The sequence below is a fragment of the Rhodoferax sp. genome, from assembly GCF_028689305.1.
GTDB lineage: Bacteria > Pseudomonadota > Gammaproteobacteria > Burkholderiales > Burkholderiaceae_C > Rhodoferax.
The window spans coordinates 1-16,582 of sequence record NZ_JAQTWM010000003.1 but is presented as its reverse complement, the minus strand read 5'-3'; the positions used below and the strand labels follow the sequence as shown (position 1 = coordinate 16,582).

Sequence of the window (16,582 nt, the reverse complement as noted above, 5' to 3'; positions counted from 1 at the left end):
GCCATTATCTTTATTTTTTGCGGTACCGATTGATCAACCGGCGCACGGGCTGGTAGGCGGCGGCGGCCATCAAAATACTGCCCAGGACGACAAAAAATCCGCTCCACAGCGGGTAGTCCGCAAGCAACCACTGCAGGCGTGACTTCAGAGCAAGCTCGCCGACATAATAGGTCCGGCTGACCTTGGTGTGATTGACCTCTTTATCTTGAACCACGGCCAGATCACCCTTGACGGAAGCGATACGTTCCCTGTCGGCGAAAACGTCGGTGATTTTTTGCAAATCGCCGGATTTGTCTGCATGGAAAAATACCACGCTGCGTCCCTTTTTCAGGGGTGATTCAAAAGCCATGACCGTGCTCAGGTTGCCTTGCCCCAGCACCATGAGATCCCCTTTGGACTGTTCGACGGCATGGACGTCCTTACCTTCCCAGCGATAGGCCGGCAGCCAGGTGGCGTCGGGTTCCCGGACCCGTCTTTCCCCATTGGTTGCGACGATGGGCAGTTGATCGGCCCATTTGGTCATCAAGGTCTGGGAGTTGGCTGACCCGATCACCAGAAAATCGGCATCAGGCATGGAGTCAATATTGGCGGCTGCCAGAGGGGTGTGCCGCAGCACGGGGTACCCGGTTGACTCACCGAGATGACCCATGAGTGTCAGGTACAGGCCCAGTTCGTTGGTGTCTGGGTGGTCGGGCAAGACAACAGCAGTTTCGGACAAATCCGCCATCCGCGTGAACGGGAAGCCCAAACTTGAAAAGTAGCTCAGATTGGGCAGTGCGGCGTAATGCGGGAAGCCGCTGAAATCCAGGGTTGATTCAGAATCGATCGATCCCTGGAGATTGTCAGGCGGCATGTTCTGGCATTCGCCGTGTTTGAGCACATCAAAGAAATAGCTCAATTGAAGCTGGTCACGGCCGCCGATGGCGTAAGGAGGCAGCAACAACAGATCGTTGTGTTTGGAGATGTTCTCGCTGCCCGCAAGGTTCAGGCGATTGGCGTCATTGGGCGCTTGATAGGGATAGTTCAGTGGCAACGCGTGGATGAACTCATTGTTCAGGCTGACGTTCAGGCTGGAGTTTTTGTGTTCGGGCAAACGGGTGTAGCGGTATTTCAACTGCACCGGCACCCCGGCGGTTCGCCAGGTAAAGATATCTGGCGGCACACGGTAATTCAACCGGATGACTTCCGGGTACCAGCCTTGTGAGCGCAGTTCTTCCGGTTTGGCCAACTCACCGAAGCGCACGGGCCGATGGGTTGGAACCCAGGCCGGCGCATCGTAGGGTTGCCTTGCGGTCGCTGCGGTTTCCTTGGCAATCGTGACAGACGGCCCGGTCAGCGTCGAACTGATCAGGGCGACGGCACGCGCCGAGCGCAGCAGTTCCTCTTCTGTGGCACCCGTGATCACCAGTAATTTCGCACTTGGGTTGGTGGGATGGGTGACCACACTGACGGTTGACCCTGCCGGGCTGTCGAGTCCGGGGATCTTCTCATTGGACAGAAGGAAAACGACGGCATTGCCATCGGGCAAAGCATTCATCGAAACCGGGAACTGTGCTCCGCGCGCTCCAGCCTGAATGCCAAACCACGAAGCCACAATCCCGGCAGCTTTGATGGTTCCTAGCGAGGGCTTGTTGACAAAGACGAATGGCAGCTTGATGGCCTGGTTGTCGCGCCGGTCAATAAAGGGAGCCGGCAGGTACTTTAAGTCATTGACCACGGCCTTGGACGCCAGAGTCAGCTCAAGCCGGCCCAGATCACTGAGCGTCAGCCACAACGATGAATGAAAAGGGTCTTCACATTGGCGGGTGTAGTGACCGATCAGGTTGAAACGCAGAAAATTCAGATCAGTAAATTGCCTGGGATCGAGTTCGATGTCAACGGCATTGCCCAGATTTTTGCCTTGTGGCAGGGGCAGGACCTTGGCCACACGCTCGTTGAGCAAAATCCGCAGGTGACTGAGTTCGGGAATGAGTGCTGGCGAATAATCGTAGTTGAGCTTCAGGCTGGCGCCGACCACCATTTCATCAGCCCGGATCGGGAACGACAGTGTGCGTGATCCATCAACCCCCTTGAGGTTGACTGCAGACCAGGCACCCAATTGTTTGAAGCTTAATGAAACCGTGCGTTGCTTGACCGGGGCTGCGGGTTCAATGATCTCTTCCACCACCACTTTGCGTTTCTTGCTGGTTTTGACCTGGGCCGCCGCGCCATCGGTGGTCAAAAGCACGGCCATGGCAATGGCGGAAATACCCAGAGTAATACCGACACTGCGGTTGCGTTTATGCGTGGTCATCATGGTAGATTTTCCCGTTTCCGATTTCCAAATAATGTCTTGAACGAATGACGTAGTGGCGGCAGCGACCATTGAGGCATGGCGGGGAACACGCGTCGGATCTTTGCTGCGAACCACGGCCCAAACAACTTGTCGGCGTCATGGCCGGGCAGCCAGTCGGGCCAGTCGGAGTCCCTGGCAAAAACCAGCTGACCCAAGGCCACATAGGCCACTTGATCCTCTTCAAGAATGCTGACCTGAAGCTTTTCGGCATTTGCCTTGGTGATCAAAGCCTTGAAGGAAGCTTCCCGGTCTGCAAAGAACAGTGACAAAAAGATTTCCGTGTCGGGTTGAAGGGTTACTGGTCGGGGGAGCTGAAGTTCCAGAGTGGGATTTGGAAAATTCAGGGTCACGCCGGTTGACGTGTGGTTGTTGGACAACTTCAGCATCACGGGCAATGTCATCAGGCGCAGCTTTTGCTGCTGGATCTGGCGGGCTTCCTCTGTCACCGCCAGTTTGGCCGCCAGGGTCAGGATCACCATGGCAGACCAGGCCATATAAAGCCACTGCATGCCAGACACATCTGCTTTGCCATGGAAACTCTGCCATAAAACCATGTCGAAAGCGATCAGATGCAGGCCGATCAACACCACTGGCCATCGGCTTGTTTTCCACTCGTCGCTTGGACGGGGCATCTTGCTCACTGAACGCCGCATGCGCCATTGGGTCCACACCAGCAAAACGGCCGTTGCCACCAATAAATACAGCGCAAACAGCGCTTCGCGAACACTGATCCACAGACTTGACCAATGGGCACTTGTGATCCGGTTCTGCAAGACGAAGGCTTGCAGACAATGTGGAATGGCATAAGCCAGATACATCGGCACCGTTGTCTTGATGAGGTTGAATCTCGCAAAAAAGTAGAGCAGAGGCGCCAGCATGCCAATCCAGACCAGTACTGGACAAGCACGGTGAACCACCTGTTGCCAGCGTGCAATCGCCAATTTGTTGCGCAAATGGGATTCCAGCAAAGGATCGTTGACCCGCACGAGTGTGGCGTTGTTTTCCGCCACGTAGGCGTGCCGGAAGCCTCTTTCCGACATCATGGTGCCCAGATTCACTTCCCGGGATGCAGGTTCAAGTGGCATACCACCGGATTGGATCAGCGCACTTCGTCGCATGATCAGGAAGCTGCCGCCCAAAGCGCAGTCACTGAATTGCTGTCCCACCAAGTCGCTTGGAGCCGGCAACACAAAATGACGGGGTGTTGCCAGCAGACCCAGATCCGGATCGGTTTCAAACCAGCCAAAGGTTCGCGCCAGAAAATCGGGTGCCAGCACGTTCCCTGCTTCAACCACGACCGCAAATCTGTGGGTAGAGCGCGAGAGGACAAGATTGATCAGTTCCTTGACGTCACAGGGCTGGGAGTCACTGGTCACAAAATCGACTCCCAGATGGTGAGCATGTTCCCGGATCTGCTCCCGGTTTTCCGGATCCAGCACATGGAAAGCAAACTGATAGTGGGCACCACTGCAGCGGGTTATTGACGTCAGGGTGTTTGTGATGGCTTCGCTGGACGCGGTTGAAGCCACGATCAGAACATCCAGCTGCAGTGCCTCGGTGGGGGCCGCTTGTCGCGGCACGGGCAGGCTGACAGCTGGCCAGGCTTTCGTCAAGGTAGAGAGGACAATCAAGAGGCAGGCATAAACTTCTGCGCAAAACAGTCCCAATGCCAACAGGAACTCCAGGTTGAATTCAGGTTGCAAGGTGGCGGTCAACCGCCAGTAGCCATAACGTGCGGAGCTGATGAGCGCAAATCCCAGCAACATCAGTGTCACCAGTGTGCCTTGATACAACTGGATCGCCAAAGACACCATCAGGATGGCAACAGAAACCATCCATTGGCCTTTCAGATCGAACTGAACGCCGGTCATGATCACGGTGAAGACCAGGAAAACCAGCAGTGGGACAGCCGACAGCCCAGGAATACCCCAGACCGGAAACAGGCCCAGTTTGTCACCCCAGTGACTGATCCAGCCACTGCGGTAGGGCGATGGTGCTGATCGGGGGTCTGCTTTACCCCAGCGTTCACGCCAAAGCCTGATCAGTTCAAGCGGGCTCATTGATTGAGCTTGTCAATCAACCAGGTGGCCAGACGTGCGATATCCGCGCTGGCTTGACCATGTGGTTCGTACTCAAGAACAGATTGTTGAAATGCCAGCGCCTCACCCACGGCCTCGTCCGAGTGGATATCCACCGGGCACATGCGGGGACCTAGCTGCTCGCGCAAAAATGCGGCTGTATCACGGTTCAGTGGTTCGCTACGATCGACCTGATTCAGGAGATAAACCACTTTTTGTTGCCCCTTCTGGGCAAACTCACTGCCCAGCCAGGACTCCATGGCTGGCACCGTGGCATAAGAGCCGGCATCAGCCAATAACACGATCAGGATCAGATCAGCGCAGGCGAAAACCTGTTCCAGGTACACCGACGGGCCTGGAGGCGTGTCGATGAAGACGACCGCATCCTGGCCCAACTGGGCACGATCAAGTTGTTGGCCGATCCAGTTGGGGCGAGCTGCCAGCAGGGACTCGAACTGTTCGCGTTCAACTTCCGTAGGGTTTCCATAAGGCAGGCAGGCCACGCCACTGTCGCTGGCTTGTGCAATGTCGCGCCAGTTGCCGTTCAGCAGGGTCTGTTCACAGACGCCATGGGCCTGTGCATCTTGAATGCCAAAATGCCAGTGCAGCGCATTCTGGGGATCCAGGTCCACCGCACTGACGCGGCCCAAACCGAGTTTTGCCGCCAGGGCGACGGACAAATTGGCAGACACTGTGGTCTTCCCGACGCCGCCTTTCATGGAAACAATGCCGACGATGCTCATCGTTTAGCCATTCGCCCAAGAAAAGAAGGTCTGCTTGCCGTGGGTTTGGCCGGCGTTTTTTCAGGGCCTTCCAGCCGTTTGAACAAGTTCTGAAGCGTCTCAGCCTGGGCCGCAGGCGGTGGTTCGACCGCTCTGGTCGGAGGGGTTGGTGGCGTGGCGACAGGGGTTTCTTCCACCACCGGTGCTGGCAATTTTTCCGGTGTCCGAGCCCACGGTGGCACCCGCACCGCTGGGGCTGGAACCGCAGGCACACCGGACGCTTCAGCCACCGGGGTGGGGGTGTGGCTCACGGGCGCTTCAGCCGGCATGGTTGGCATGACTGGGCGGGCCGCTGGTGCCTGGGTTGTGGTCTCTTCCACTTCAGCTGCTGACACCCGCTGCGGCGCCAGCACGGGTGCAGGCTGGCTTGTGGCGGCATTGAACAAGGGGCGGGCACTGGCGTTGGGTGCTGTTTGCGCAGGTAGGGCGGGCTCTTTGGAAACCGGTTTTCTGGTGGCAAAGTTGTTCAGGCTTTCTGCCAGTCGGTCATTCAGACCAGGGACGGTCAAGGCGGGTTTGGGTCTGGCGGCGGTTGCATCGGCATGCGCGTGCCAGTGGGACTTTTCCACGTCACTTAATTCAGGTGTATCTGCAGGTCTAACCGGTGCCAGCTCCTTGAACATTGGCCAGCGCTGTTGCGCCTCCTGAACTGCTGCAACTTTGACCGCTTCGAGCTGCGACTGATCAGGCTGCAAGGATTTAAACAGCTGTGACAGCTTGTCACCTTGAGGCACCATAAATTTGCTCCTGGAGTCCTTGGATATACACCGATCAGGCGACGTGATTTCCGAAACGCAGAAGAATCTGCATGTCGGCACATTCACCCTCTACAGCACGCACGGTCATCCCGTCGCCTGCCCCCAAAATCTTGAAGAGGGCCTGATAAAAACCTTCAAGCAGGCCTACGCTCCAAGGTAGCGCCTCGTCACCAAAAGCCTCGGCCAAAGGTGCGGCCTGGTGGTTGATGTGGATGCAACCGGCTTGTTCCGTGAAATGGATCCAGCCCCAATTGAGTTGCAGCCAGAACTCGTTGATCTCGTTTTCCAGCTCTGTCAGGGTTTGCACAGATTCGAAGCGGGATTCCACATCACCCGCCAGCCGCCCGCCCACATTAAAAAACATCAGTCGCAGTTTCTCGGCGGGGACGTCGTCAGCCAATTCCGCTGCCAGTGAGCGCAACACCGGTAACCATTGCAAAGAAACCTGTTGACTTCGAAAATATTGATTTAAATCTAGGTTCGTCATGGCAGTTGAATCGGGAAAGTGGGCAATTTTGCAACGAATTTGATAGCGAACTGTAATTGATATTATTGGACTGGTTACATATTTTTACAATAAAACCGCGTATTTATTCACGAAGTGCTTCGGTCAGTGGCTAACGGTTCGCCATGCAGATTCAGGCAAGGATGGGTGACTGCCAAAGGACGGTGGGCCAAACGGGTTACGTGACTTGAGTCACAGATCAGCAGATGGACTTGCAGGTGTAATCCATTTATTCTGTCAGCGGGTTATTTCCCTTTCACCAAGGAGTTTGCATGACATCCAATGTTGGCGGTATTGACCGCATTTTGCGCATCGTTGTTGGCCTGATTTTGATCGGCCTGACGCTCACTGGCAATATCGGCTTATGGGGCTGGCTGGGCATTGTGCCGCTGGCCACGGGCGCCATTGGCTGGTGTGCCCTCTATCCCATCCTGGGCCTCAATACCTGCCCAACCAAGAAATAGTCTGGAAGCGGCAAACCTTTTGCCCGGAAGGGAGCATGAAATCCTGCTATTTTGCTACTAAAACAGTAGCAAAACAGCAGGCATCCTAGCGGGCTGGAGCCTGTTTTGATTCATTAAACCGGTCATTGGGCCGCCGGCATTTCACCACCCAGTGCTTCCAGCAGTTCTGGCAGGAGCTGGCGCAGCTCGCTGGTGGCAATCACCACATCGGCGTCAAAATTGTCGTCCTTGCTGGCGCTGTGGCCTTCAAGAACCACATCCAGAATAGCCAGTTTTTTCAACTGAAGGCCTTCCGTCAGCAGGAACGATACCCGGTCTGCCCAGGTCATGGCCAGGCGGGTGGGCATTTTTCCGTCCTTGATGTGTTGCTGGACTTCTTCGGTGTCCAGACGATGGCGGGCGTAACGCACCACGGCTTTGGATTCGTCAGCTGCCTTGAGTTCACATTCGCGGTCGATGCTGAAGCCTGCCGGGGCTTCCTGGCTGAGCAGCCATTCGGCCATGGCAGCACTCGGCGAGGTCTGGGTATTGACCAGCGTCAGGGCCAGGCCCGGCAGTGTTTGTACCAACAGGGTCACCACCTCATCGGCGCGGGCTTGGCTGGCCGCATCAATCACCAGCAAGCGGGCCTCCTGGTCCAGCCAGACCAACACCGAGGATTGTTTGGTGAAGGCCAACGGCAGCAGTTCCAGACGGATGTCGTCTTTGAGATCGCGGGTTTCCTTCTTGCCGGGCTTGCGGCCGGTGCTGGCTTCAATCTGGGCCACACGTTCCTGGGCCTTGCGGTTGACCACGGAGGCCGGCAGTGCCCGTGTTTCCACCATCAACTTGGTGATCCACTGACCGGCAACGGCCTCCAGTAAAGGGCCGTTGGCCAGACCCCGTGGTTCGATCCAGCCCAGCGATTTTTCCTGGCTGGCGCCACACTCGACAAAACGGCCTGCTTGCAGGCATTCTTCCACCTGCTCAGCCGTGCTGGTCCAGCCGGTGCCGATACGGTACATGATGATGTTCTTGAACACGGGGAGCCTTTTTTTCGGGGTTCTGAATTTGCAAGGCGTCGATCATCCCATCAAAACACCTGCAAAAAAGCCGCCAACTTTACAAAGCTTTCACGTGGCGTCATCGGCGCGATACACAGGTGCCGCAAACTTCTTGCCATGCCGATGCCACTTCAGGTCATCAGCCTTAACGGAAAGGACATCCTCATGAAAACCAGTCTCAAACTCTCGCTGCTCACCGGACTATTGGTGGCGGCCGGTTTTGCGTATTCCCAGGGCCCGATGGGTGGTCAGTGTGATCCGATGATGGGAGCCTACGGTGCGATGCAGGGCCATGGCATGCAGCACAAACGCATGGGCAGCATGGACCCAGCCAAAATGCAGGCGCGTATGGAGCAACATCATGCCGCCCTGAAAGCCCAGCTCAAGATCACACCGGCGCAGGAGTCGGCCTGGACCGCTTTTACGGCGGCCATGAAACCACCCGCAGGGGTGATGATGGGCCAACGCCCTGATCCGGCCGAAATGGCCAAACTGACGATGCCGGAGCGTATCGACAAGATGAAAACATTGCAGGCCCAACACATGAAGGACATGACAGCGGTCATGGACAAACACGCCGAAGCCGTCAAGGCTCTGTATGCCGTGTTGACGCCAGAGCAGCAGAAGGTGTTTGACGCGTCTGCGATGCCAGGGCGCGGGCACTCACGCGGCGGGCCGCGCGGTGGTATGGGGCCACAAGCTCAACCCAAGCAATAAATCCCAGACATCCGCGTCTGACAATGACTCAACGGGGGCGCCACTGGCCAACAGCCGGTGGCGCCCCCAGGTCTTTTGAGTGGCAGGGCGCCAGAATGACCGCACCTATGGCAATATCACGGGTTCTACAGTCAGTTGAAATGTCGCGGTTCTGGCAGCGCTTGCGCTGGCACCTTGGTCGCGCAGGTTTGATGTGCCAGCAAGGGGGCGGCGTTCATGTTTGGTTTCACGGAAGAGCAGATCACAAATTTTGGCATGACGTTTGGCGTGGGTGGCTTCATGCTCTACATGCTGTTCATCATTGGCCAGCTGGCCTGGGAATCCAAGGCGGGTAAGTTTGGTGCCTTTGTGATGTTTCTTGGACTGGCCTTTGGCATGGTGGGTTTTGTGGCCAAGTACCTGATTCAGTGGTTCATGGGCACCAAGTAAGACGCAGCACTGTTTGCGGTTTTGTCGCTGGATTCAGGCACCCAGTACCCGGTTTTTGCCAGAGCGTTTGGCCAGGTACATGGCCTGGTCGGCGCGTTTGATGGCACTTGGGCCGGTTTCATCTCCCGCCAATTGGGCGACGCCGGCGCTGAAGGTGATCAATACTTTTTCGTTCCCGGAGAGGAAAAAGCGCTTGGTCAGCTCGCGCTGCAAACGGGTCATGGCTTCAATGCCCTTGTCAAGCGGTGTGTCGGACAACAACAGCACAAATTCCTCACCACCATAACGGGCCAGTGAGTCTTGTGGGCGCATCACTTCCTGGGCCACTTTGGCCAAGTGGGCCAGGGCGGCATCACCGGTGGCATGACCCAGTCGGTCATTGAGTTTCTTGAAGTCATCCACATCCAGCAGCGCCACGCACAGCGGTGTGTTGTGGCGCCTGACTTTGGCCACCTCGCGGTTGATCGCCTCATCTAGCCCCTGGCGGTTGAGCGCACCGGTCAGCGGATCGTGTCGCGCCAGGGCACTGACGCGGTCCAGCTCCAGATGCAGCTTGGCCAGTTCCACTTCAGTGGCTTCCACCTGTTTTTTCATGCCTTGCAATTCGTCGCGGGCGGCCTGACTGTCATGCGCCATGTTGCGGGCGGCGCCCACCACCTCCTTGAGCACCGGCGCGATATCGGCAATGGTTTTGGCCTGTTCGATCAGTTTGGCACTGGACTCCATCTGTGCATGGAAGCTGCCGGTGGACTCGGACATGGTACTGAGCCGCTCGATGAAGGTGGCCAGCATCTGGCGCATGTCCTCTTGCGCCTGGATGGTGCGGGTCTTGGCCTCGGTCTGCTTGAAGATGACATCCTTGAGCCGCTGTTCCACATCGTCGAGCCGGCGCAGGGTCAGCGGAGGGGTGCAGACACTCAGTAGCGCGTCCACCTGGCCCTTGAGCCAGCTGTCTTCCTGGCTCAACTGACCAATGTTTTCAATGATCAACTGCAGCAACTTGAGCAGCATGGCCTTGATTTCGGCCTGATCCTCGGCGGCGAAAGACAGCCGGTGTCCGTATTGGATCAACATCTGCTTGACTGCCACGGCATCTGGCTCACTCTGACGCAAGGCCTGGATCAGGGTTTGTGTCTGTTCCGAAAACCGTTCATCGTCGGTGCCGAGTGCCGGCAGCGCGTATTCGATCAGGCGGGCAATCTGGGCGAAAAACTCGGCGGTCAAGGCCGGAGCCGTGATGACGGCGGTGGTTGCCACGGTTTCTGGAGCGACCGCCGGTGCACTTGTCCTGGGTGCCCCCGCCAATGGGAAGCCGCCCGGCTTGGTCGGTTCCGTCGCAGCAGGGCTGAACCCACCATAGTGCATCAGCGCGGTTTTGACACCTTCCCAATTGAGCTGGTTGACAGCGGACTCCAGCAGCGCACGTTGTTTTTGCTGCCCTGGCGTCTTGGTGGGCAGGGCCATTGCAATGTCACGCAGCCGTTCGGCAGGAAACGGCGGATCATTGGGCAAGCCGGCGATCTCGTTGTAGATCCGATGGTAATTCAGGGGCGTGGGCGCCAGCTTGCGCAGCGTGAGCTGCTTGAGCGTCTCACGGGCAATTTCAAATGGCTTTTTTTCACTCACGGCGTCATTTTGCTATAAATAAAATAGCTATCCATGCTTGTTTTATCCGGGCTAGAGGCCTATTTTGCTCCTAAATGTCGATGTTCCCGGCCTGCAAGGCATTGGTTTCAATGAACTCGCGGCGGGGCTCCACCTCGTCACCCATCAACATGGTGAAGACCTTGTCGGCTTCGATGGCATCGTCAATCTGTACCCGCAGCAGCGTGCGCACGGCCGGGTCCATGGTGGTTTCCCACAACTGCTCGGGGTTCATTTCACCCAGACCTTTGTAACGCTGGCGGCTGGTGGCACTTTCGGCCTGGGCGACCAGCCAGGCCATGGCCTCGCGGAAGTCACCGACCTTTTGCTCTTTTTGCCGTTCACCTTCACCACGTGTCACCTTGGCACCGGTGCCCAGCAGGCCTTTGAAGGTTTTGGCGGCTTCGCTCAGGGCCGCGTAGTCGGCACCGTGGGCAAAGTCCTGTGTCAGCACGCTGCTTTTGATGTTGCCGTGCAGACGGCGGCTGATGCGCAGAATCGGCTTGTCGGTGCGGGCGTCGAATTCGCCGGCGACTTCAGCGTCGGGCAAGAAGGCTTGCATGGCCGCAGCGGAGGTCTCGGCGTCCGCCACGGTGTCCAGGTTCAGGGCCACACCATCAGCAATGGCACGCAGCGCCGAGGTGTCCATGAAATTGCCCAGACGGGCAATCACGGCTTGGGCCACCTGATGTTTGCGCGCCAGTTCGGCCAGGACATCACCGGTGAGCAAGGTGTTGTTGTCCCCGCCCGTGTGTACCGTAGCATGGACCAGCGCCACCCGCAGCAGGAAGTTGTCCAGATCGGTTGGGCCCTGCAGGTACAGTTCTTCACGCCCGGACTTGACTTTGTACAGCGGCGGCTGGGCAATGTAGATGTGGCCACGCTCGACCAGTTCGGGCATCTGGCGGTAGAAGAAGGTCAGCAGCAGGGTGCGGATGTGGGCACCGTCCACGTCGGCATCGGTCATGATGATGATGCGGTGGTAACGCAGCTTGGCCACGTCAAAGTCGTCATTGCCAGTGGAGCCGCCGGCCTTGCCGATGCCGGTGCCCAGGGCGGTGATCAGCGTCAGGATTTCGTTGCTGGTCAGCAGCTTTTCGTAACGGGCTTTTTCCACGTTCAGAATCTTGCCGCGCAGCGGCAGAATGGCTTGGAACTTGCGATCACGCCCTTGTTTGGCGGAGCCACCGGCGGAGTCACCCTCGACGATGTAGATTTCGCACATCGCCGGGTCTTTTTCCTGGCAGTCAGCCAGCTTGCCGGGCAGGCCCATGCCGTCGAGCACGCCTTTGCGGCGCGTCATGTCGCGCGCCTTGCGGGCGGCTTCGCGGGCGCGGGCCGCCTCGATGATCTTGCCAACAATGATTTTGGCGTCAGCCGGGCGCTCCTGCAGGTAGTCGTACAGCAGCTTGGACACAATGTCTTCGACCGGGCCGCGCACCTCGGAACTGACCAGCTTGTCCTTGGTCTGGCTGCTGAACTTGGGCTCGGGGACCTTGACACTGAGCACACAGGTCAGGCCTTCACGCATGTCGTCGCCGCTGACTTCCACCTTGGCTTTTTTGGCCAGTTCGTTGTCATCAATGTATTTGTTGATGACGCGGGTCATGGCGGCACGCAGGCCGGTCAGGTGGGTGCCACCGTCGCGCTGCGGGATGTTGTTGGTGAAACACAGCACCTGCTCGTTGTAGCCGCTGTTCCACTGCATCGCCACTTCGACCCCGATGTTGGTGTTCTGGTCGCTCTGGCGGTCACCCATGGCGTGAAAAATGTTGGGGTTGAGGATGGTTTTGCCCTTGTTGATGAAGTTGACAAAACCACGCACCCCGTCGGCGCCGGAAAAGTCGTCTTCCTTGCCTGAGCGTTCATCTTTCAGGCGGATACGCACCCCGTGGTTCAAGAAGCTCAGCTCGCGCAGGCGCTTGGCCAGCACGTCGTAATGGAAGTCGTTGTTTTCCTTGAAGATCTCGGTATCGGGCAGGAAGTGGACTTCGGTGCCACGCTTTTCGGTCTCACCGGTGATTTTCATGGGCGAGACGTCAACACCATCCACGGTTTCGGTGATGCGATTCTGGACAAAACCCTTGGAGAATTCCAGCACGTGGACCTTGCCGTCACGGCGCACCGTCAGGCGCAACATCTTGGACAGGGCGTTCACGCAGCTCACGCCCACGCCGTGCAGACCGCCGGATACCTTGTAGCTGTTCTGGTTGAACTTGCCACCGGCGTGTAATTCGGTCAGCGCGATTTCGGCTGCGCTGCGCTTGGGCTCGTGTTTGTCGTCCATCTTGACGCCAGTGGGGATGCCCCGGCCGTTGTCAACCACCGACACTGAGTTGTCGGAGTGGATGGTGACCAGAATGTCATCACAATGGCCCGCCAGCGATTCGTCAATCGAGTTGTCGACCACCTCAAACACCAGGTGGTGCAGGCCGGTGCCGTCGGAGGTGTCACCGATGTACATGCCGGGGCGCTTGCGCACGGCTTCCAGGCCTTCGAGGATCTGGATCGAACCCTCGCCGTAGGCTTCGGAAGCACCGACCTGGTGCGCGTCGATGGTGGGTTGAAAGTTGGAGCTGTCAGCAGCGCCCTCACCCGTGTGAACCGTGTTGTCGGCAGAGGGGGTGGGTTTGTTTTCTTCGGTCATGACACACTCTTGATCAGGTTAGGACAGGCATTTAAGGGAAACCGTGTCACAAAACGTCGTTAATTTCTGGAACTCTTTAAACATCAAACCCGCAAAGAACAAACTGCTCGTCGCGGGTTCAGGGGCGATGCACGGATGCAGCAGATGGCTCAGATGCGCATGGGCATGACCACATATTTGAATTGGTCGTTGTCCGGAATGGTCAGCAGTGCCGAGCTGTTACCGTCGGAGAGTTCAATTTTGACCATCTCCTGCGTCATGTTGCTCAGCGCGTCGATCAGATAGGTGACGTTGAAGCCGATTTCGATGCTGTCTCCGCTGTAGTCGATGTCGAGCTCGTCCACCGCTTCTTCCTGTTCGGCATTGTTGGCGGCCACACGCAGCGTGCCGGGGTCGATGTTCAGGCGCACGCCCTTGAACTTGTCGCTGGTCAGGATGGCGGTGCGCTGCAGGGTCGACAACAAGGCCGTCCGACCCAGGATGATGCTGTTTTGATGGTTGCGGGGAATGACGCGGTTGTAGTCCGGAAACTTGCCTTCGACCAGTTTGGTGACGAATTCCATGCCGTCAAAGCTGAACTTGGCCTGGTTGCTGGCAAATTGCATGTCGATGGCGCCTTCAGCGTCGGACAGCAGCCGTTGCAGTTCCAGCACGGTCTTGCGTGGCAGGATCACTTCTTGTTTGGGGACTTCGACATCAAGTGTGGCGCAGGCAAACGCCAGCCGGTGGCCGTCCGTGGCGACCAGGCTGAGTTGCTGGCCTTCAGCGACAAACAGGATGCCGTTGAGGTAATAGCGAATGTCGTGCACCGCCATGGCGAAGGACACCTGGCCCAGCAAGGCCTTGAGGGTTTTTTGCGGCACACTGAAGACCGGGCCAAAATTGGCCGACTCCTGCACCAGCGGGAAATCTTCGGCCGGCATGGTTTGCAGGGTGAACTTGCTTTTACCGCCCTTGAGGATAAGTTTGGCGGCACTGGACTCCAGTGTCACGGTCTGGTCGGACGGCATGCTGCGCAAAATATCGATCAGCTTGCGGGCACCCACGGTGGTGGTGAAGTCACCGGTATCCCCACCGAGTTCGGCGGTGGTGCGGATCTGGATTTCCAGATCACTGGTGGTCAGCTGCACACTTTGTGCCGTTTTACGGATCATGACGTTGGCCAGAATCGGCAGCGTATGGCGGCGCTCCACAATGCCCGCGACCGCCTGCAGCACAGACAGCACTTTGTTTTGGGTGTCCTTGATCACAATCATGTCGTTTTCTTCCAGTTACTGTTCAATGGATTTTCCGCTACGGTAAAGCTTATTTTCCCATTCATTTGGCCTACCCTTTCAGGGTTTGCTCCAGCACGTGCAACTGCTGGTTGAGTTCGGTGACTTGTTGGCGCTCTCCACCGATTTTCCGCACGGCATGCAGCACGGTGGTGTGGTCACGCCCGCCGAACAACTCCCCGATTTCGGGCAGGCTTTTTTGTGTCAGTTCCTTGGCCAGGTACATGGCGATCTGGCGTGGCCGGGCAATGCTGGCCGGGCGCTTCTTGGAGTACATGTCGGCAATCTTGATCTTGTAATAGTCAGCAACCGTCTTCTGGATGTTTTCCACCGAGATTTGCCGATTCTGGATCGACAGCAGATCGCGCAAGGCCTCGCGCGCCAGCATGATCGAAATCTCTTTCTGGTTGAAGCGTGAATAGGCCAGAATCTTGCGCAGGGCACCTTCGAGTTCGCGCACGTTGGAGCGGACATTCTTGGCGACAAAAAAGGCGACTTCCTCGGGCATGACAATGCCTTCGACCTGGGCCTTGTTGATCAGGATCGCCACCCGCATTTCCAGCTCGGGCGGTTCAATGGCCACGGTCAAGCCTGAGTCAAAGCGTGAAACCAGTCGCTCATGAATGTCCGCCAAGCCTTTGGGATAGGTGTCGCTGGTCATCACAATATGAGATTTTTTGGCCAGCAAGGCCTCGAACGCATTGAAGAACTCTTCCTGTGTACGCTCCTTGTTGGCAAAAAACTGCACGTCATCAATCAGCAGCAGGTCCAGCGAGTGGTAACGTTCCTTGAATTCATCAAAAGCCTTGCGCTGATAGGCTTTAACCACATCTGTAACAAATTGTTCAGCATGGATGTAGAGAACTTTGGCATCCGGGCGTTCGCTGATCAGTTGGTTGCCGACAGCGTGCATCAAGTGGGTTTTACCCAGACCAACACCGCCGTAGATGAAAAGCGGGTTGTACAAATGGCCTGGCATGCCGGCCACATGCATGGCAGCGGCCCGTGCCATCCGGTTGGCACTACCCTCCACCAGAGTATCAAAAGTCAGGGCGGTGTTGAGCCGGTTGCGCAGGGGTTCGTGGGTCGACGATTCAGCGGTTGCGGGGGTTGAAGAACCAGTGGGCAGTGCCAAATGCTTGATGGCAGATTGAGCTCTGGCAACAGGTTCACGCGGAGCAAGCGCTAACTCAATCAACATCGGCTGTCCGGTCAGCCGTTCCATCAGCATGGCCAGACGAGCGCTGTATTGCGCCCGGATCCAGTCTAACTTGAACCGGTTGGCAACAAAAATGGTGACTTTGGAGAGGTCGTCTGCGACCTGTGCGGTCAAGGGTTTGATCCAGGTCTGAAACTGTTGCTCGGGCAGTTCCTGGGCCAACTGGTCGATACAGGTTTGCCAAAAATCGGGGCCTGCCGAACTCTCCTGGAGGTCCGGTTGTGGTTGGTATCCCTGGGTCATTGCGAAATCAGCTTCTGTGGATAGTTTTAAATTGCTGTGTCCTGCATTCTAATTTATCAAAACCTTATCCACACTCCGGGTCAACCCGCAAAATCAGGTGATAGCCACCTCTTGCCGTTGGTTGATCAGGATTGATTTTGCCTTGGCTTCCAAAATTTGCGATAATCCGCGGTTCCCTGAACGATTCAGGAGAAACCGAACATCGATTTGATCCGTCACTTGTCCTGATTTGTGCACGGGCTCAATCGTCTTAGAGCTTCTTAGGATTTCCAAAAATGAAACGCACTTACCAACCTTCCAAGATTCGTCGCGCCCGCACTCACGGCTTTCTGGTTCGCATGAAAACCCGTGGTGGCCGCGCCGTGATCAACGCTCGCCGCGCCAAAGGCCGCAAACGTCTGGCTGTCTGATTGGCAGTCAGGTTGGCCTGCCGCTGATCTTTCC

Annotated in this window: 13 protein-coding genes; 4 read left to right on the top strand and 9 right to left on the bottom strand. The window is 57.0% G+C overall.

All coding sequences use genetic code 11. The annotated features are described in order from the left end of the window. Positions 1-10 precede the first annotated feature (10 nt). The 4 genes from bcsB to PHW99_RS01115 all read right to left on the bottom strand — a co-directional run bounded on the left by bcsB (position 11) and on the right by PHW99_RS01115 (position 6,392). Positions 11-2,365, bottom strand: coding sequence for a cellulose biosynthesis cyclic di-GMP-binding regulatory protein BcsB (bcsB, locus tag PHW99_RS01130; RefSeq protein ID WP_300172891.1), 2,355 nt, complete (start codon positions 2,363-2,365; stop codon positions 11-13). Beyond that, positions 2,293-4,395, bottom strand: a complete 2,103-nt coding sequence (locus PHW99_RS01125; protein ID WP_300172889.1) for a hypothetical protein — start codon at positions 4,393-4,395, stop codon at positions 2,293-2,295. The genes bcsB and PHW99_RS01125 overlap by 73 nt, the downstream gene beginning before the upstream one ends. Continuing rightward, a complete protein-coding gene (bcsQ, locus tag PHW99_RS01120) occupies positions 4,392-5,156 on the bottom strand; it encodes a cellulose biosynthesis protein BcsQ (protein ID WP_300172887.1) in 765 nt (254 codons plus the stop codon). The genes PHW99_RS01125 and bcsQ overlap by 4 nt, the downstream gene beginning before the upstream one ends. Positions 5,157-5,966: 810 nt before the next feature. Continuing rightward, complete coding sequence (locus PHW99_RS01115) at positions 5,967-6,392, bottom strand: hypothetical protein (protein ID WP_300172886.1); 426 nt, start codon at positions 6,390-6,392, stop codon at positions 5,967-5,969. 338 nt (positions 6,393-6,730) lie between these two features. Between PHW99_RS01115 and PHW99_RS01110 the strand changes: the two genes are divergently transcribed. Continuing rightward, positions 6,731-6,922 (top strand): DUF2892 domain-containing protein, encoded by a 192-nt coding sequence (locus PHW99_RS01110; RefSeq protein WP_300172884.1) that lies wholly within the window; start codon positions 6,731-6,733, stop codon positions 6,920-6,922. A 122-nt stretch (positions 6,923-7,044) separates the two neighbouring features. On the opposite strand, the gene PHW99_RS01105 is transcribed toward PHW99_RS01110, so the two are convergent. Next, complete coding sequence (locus tag PHW99_RS01105; RefSeq protein WP_300172882.1) at positions 7,045-7,944, bottom strand: recombination-associated protein RdgC; 900 nt, start codon at positions 7,942-7,944, stop codon at positions 7,045-7,047. A 186-nt stretch (positions 7,945-8,130) separates the two neighbouring features. On the opposite strand from PHW99_RS01105, the gene PHW99_RS01100 reads away from it, so the two are divergent. Together PHW99_RS01100 and PHW99_RS01095 are read left to right on the top strand one after the other, a co-directional pair. Continuing rightward, on the top strand, positions 8,131-8,682 hold the full coding sequence (locus tag PHW99_RS01100) for a Spy/CpxP family protein refolding chaperone (protein ID WP_300172880.1): 552 nt from the start codon (positions 8,131-8,133) through the stop codon (positions 8,680-8,682). A 216-nt stretch (positions 8,683-8,898) separates the two neighbouring features. Then, positions 8,899-9,111, top strand: a complete 213-nt coding sequence (locus tag PHW99_RS01095; protein ID WP_300172878.1) for a DUF2788 domain-containing protein — start codon at positions 8,899-8,901, stop codon at positions 9,109-9,111. 33 nt (positions 9,112-9,144) lie between these two features. On the opposite strand, the gene PHW99_RS01090 is transcribed toward PHW99_RS01095, so the two are convergent. From PHW99_RS01090 to dnaA, 4 genes are all read right to left on the bottom strand, one after another. After that, positions 9,145-10,737, bottom strand: coding sequence for a diguanylate cyclase (locus PHW99_RS01090; RefSeq protein WP_300172876.1), 1,593 nt, complete (start codon positions 10,735-10,737; stop codon positions 9,145-9,147). 70 nt (positions 10,738-10,807) lie between these two features. Beyond that, positions 10,808-13,402, bottom strand: a complete 2,595-nt coding sequence (gene gyrB / locus PHW99_RS01085) for a DNA topoisomerase (ATP-hydrolyzing) subunit B (RefSeq protein ID WP_300172874.1) — start codon at positions 13,400-13,402, stop codon at positions 10,808-10,810. 149 nt (positions 13,403-13,551) lie between these two features. After that, positions 13,552-14,658 carry a DNA polymerase III subunit beta gene (gene dnaN, locus PHW99_RS01080; RefSeq protein ID WP_300172872.1) on the bottom strand — a complete coding sequence of 369 codons (1,107 nt, stop codon included), beginning with the start codon at positions 14,656-14,658 and terminating at the stop codon, positions 13,552-13,554. A gap of 70 nt (positions 14,659-14,728) precedes the next feature. Further along, positions 14,729-16,138 (bottom strand): chromosomal replication initiator protein DnaA, encoded by a 1,410-nt coding sequence (gene dnaA, locus PHW99_RS01075; protein WP_300172870.1) that lies wholly within the window; start codon positions 16,136-16,138, stop codon positions 14,729-14,731. 275 nt (positions 16,139-16,413) lie between these two features. Between dnaA and rpmH the strand changes: the two genes are divergently transcribed. Next, positions 16,414-16,548, top strand: coding sequence for a 50S ribosomal protein L34 (gene rpmH, locus PHW99_RS01070; RefSeq protein WP_006299042.1), 135 nt, complete (start codon positions 16,414-16,416; stop codon positions 16,546-16,548). Positions 16,549-16,582 lie beyond the last annotated feature (34 nt).

Excerpts from the sequence above, each read along its gene's own strand:
- bcsB (WP_300172891.1), bottom strand. The coding sequence starts at position 2,365 with ATGGTCGCTGCCGCCACTACGTCATTCGTTCAAGACATTATTTGGAAA.
- PHW99_RS01125 (WP_300172889.1), bottom strand. The coding sequence starts at position 4,395 with ATGAGCCCGCTTGAACTGATCAGGCTTTGGCGTGAACGCTGGGGTAAA.
- bcsQ (WP_300172887.1), bottom strand. The coding sequence starts at position 5,156 with ATGAGCATCGTCGGCATTGTTTCCATGAAAGGCGGCGTCGGGAAGACC.
- PHW99_RS01110 (WP_300172884.1), top strand. The coding sequence starts at position 6,731 with ATGACATCCAATGTTGGCGGTATTGACCGCATTTTGCGCATCGTTGTT.
- PHW99_RS01100 (WP_300172880.1), top strand. The coding sequence starts at position 8,131 with ATGAAAACCAGTCTCAAACTCTCGCTGCTCACCGGACTATTGGTGGCG.
- PHW99_RS01095 (WP_300172878.1), top strand. The coding sequence starts at position 8,899 with ATGTTTGGTTTCACGGAAGAGCAGATCACAAATTTTGGCATGACGTTT.
- gyrB (WP_300172874.1), bottom strand. The coding sequence starts at position 13,402 with ATGACCGAAGAAAACAAACCCACCCCCTCTGCCGACAACACGGTTCAC.
- dnaN (WP_300172872.1), bottom strand. The coding sequence starts at position 14,658 with ATGATTGTGATCAAGGACACCCAAAACAAAGTGCTGTCTGTGCTGCAG.
- dnaA (WP_300172870.1), bottom strand. The coding sequence starts at position 16,138 with ATGACCCAGGGATACCAACCACAACCGGACCTCCAGGAGAGTTCGGCA.
- rpmH (WP_006299042.1), top strand. The coding sequence starts at position 16,414 with ATGAAACGCACTTACCAACCTTCCAAGATTCGTCGCGCCCGCACTCAC.